This window comes from Streptomyces flavofungini, from assembly GCF_041028215.1.
Lineage (GTDB): Bacteria > Actinomycetota > Actinomycetes > Streptomycetales > Streptomycetaceae > Streptomyces > Streptomyces flavofungini_B.
The window spans coordinates 1-1,774 of sequence record NZ_JASKYR010001148.1; the positions used below are offsets into that span (position 1 = coordinate 1).

At 75.4% G+C, this 1,774-nt stretch carries 2 protein-coding genes; one reads left to right on the forward strand and one right to left on the reverse strand.

Translation table 11 applies throughout. The features are described 5' to 3' along the window. On the forward strand, positions 1-1,186 hold a 1,186-nt coding region (locus tag AB8Z36_RS39235), incomplete at its 5' end, for a sensor histidine kinase (RefSeq protein WP_369218138.1). A gap of 15 nt (positions 1,187-1,201) precedes the next feature. On the opposite strand, the gene AB8Z36_RS39240 is transcribed toward AB8Z36_RS39235, so the two are convergent. After that, positions 1,202-1,726, reverse strand: a complete 525-nt coding sequence (locus tag AB8Z36_RS39240; protein WP_369218139.1) for an SUKH-3 domain-containing protein — start codon at positions 1,724-1,726, stop codon at positions 1,202-1,204. Between the last annotated feature and the right edge of the window lie 48 nt (positions 1,727-1,774).

Genomic DNA, 1,774 nt, shown 5'->3' on the forward strand with positions numbered 1-1,774 from the left:
GCCCGCCCCGGTGGGGGTCGGCTTCGGGGTGCTCGCGGGCGCCGCGCTGCTCATCCGGCGCCGCTGGCCGGTGGCGGTGGTGCTGATATCGATCGCGATCACGCCCGCGCAGATGGGCGTGGTCCTGACGATCGTGGGCCTGTACACCCTGGCCGCCTCGGAGCTGCCGCGCCGCATCACCGGCGCCCTCGCGGGCATGTCGATGGCGGGCACGCTCATCGTGGCCCTGGTGCGCGCCAGCCAGGACCTCGGCGGTGCGGACCATCCGCCGATCGGCAGCGAGTTCGTGCCTTTCTTCGCGGTGGCGGGGTCGATAGGGGTGACGGCGCCGCCGGTGCTCCTCGGCCTGTACGTAGGGGCGCGGAGGCGGCTGATGGAGTCGCTGCGGGAGCGCGCGGACGACCTGGAGCGGGAGCTCCAGCTCCTGGCCGAGCGCGCGGAGGAGCGCGCGGAGTGGGCCCGGAGCGAGGAGCGGACCCGCATCGCCCGCGAGATGCACGACGTGGTGGCCCACCGGGTGAGCCTGATGGTGGTGCATGCGGCGGCGTTGCAGGCGGTGGCGCGCAAGGACCCGGAGAAGGCCGTGCGGAACGCGGCCCTGGTCGGCGACATGGGCCGACAGGCGCTGACGGAGCTGCGGGAGATGCTCGGGGTGCTGCGCGCGGGGGACGGCGGCACGAAGAACGCGCGGGCCGCGAAGCCCGCGGAGCCGGTGCCGCTCGCGGCGGTCGGGCACGCGGCGGCGGTGGCCGCCTCCCGGGCAGTGGACGAGGACGGCCCCTCCCTCGCGGAGCTGGACGAGCTGGTGGGGCAGTCGCGCGCGGCGGGGATGGCGGTGGAGCTGTCGGTAGAGGGCGAGTCGCGGGACTATGCCGCCGACGTGGAGCAGACCGCGTACCGCGTGGTGCAGGAAGCTTTGACCAATGTCCACAAGCACGCCGCGGGCGCCAAGACGTACGTACGGCTCGCGCACCGGGGCGCCGAGATCGCGATGCAGGTGGAGAACGAACCGCCGCCGGAGGCGGACGCCACGGCGGACGCGCGGCTGCCCAGCGGCGGCAACGGCCTGGTGGGCATGGAGGAGCGCGTCACGGGCCTCGGCGGCGTGTTCGTGTCGGGCCCGACCGACGGCGGCGGCTTCCGGGTGTCGGCCGTGCTCCCGGCGGCGGTTCCCGCCGTCGGCTAGGGCCTTCCGTCCGGGTCAGCCCGCGGTCAGGCGGGTCGGCCGCGCGCCGGTGAAGAGGGTCGTCAGGGCGTGGTCGATGTGGGCGCCGAGGAACCAGTCGCCGCTGTGGTCGAGGCTGTAGACGCGGCCCTGGGTGTCGATGGCGAGGAGCGCCTGGGTCTCGGTCTCCTCGCCGATGGGACTCAGCTCGGTGTCGAGGGCGCGGCCGAGGTCGCCGAGGGTGCGGGCGAGGTGGAGTCCGTACAGGGGATCGAGGTGGACGGTGGCGGGCGCTATCTCCCTGCCGGTGCCCTGGGGGGTGATGTGGAGCCCGCCGAACTCGGCCCAGGCCTCGACGGCCGCGGGGAAGACGGCGTGCCGGTGCCCGGCGGGCGAGGTGTGGCGGCGCAGGGCGTCGGCCCAGATCTCGGCCTGCTTGATGTCCCAGCGTCCGGGCCGCCAGCCGGCCGCGCGCAGTGCGGCGTCGACGGGTACGGGCAGCGGCGTGCCGCTCGCGCGGGCGGTGCGGCTTGCCGCGGTGGCGGGGTGGTCGGCGTGCATGGSGTCGGCCCTTSTTCGCTCCGGGGTTTACCGCCGCCGGTCAGGCGG

What these genes read in the sequence shown, in the direction of transcription:
- AB8Z36_RS39240 (WP_369218139.1), bottom strand. Translation starts at nt 1,726, where the DNA reads ATGCACGCCGACCACCCCGCCACCGCGGCAAGCCGCACCGCCCGCGCG.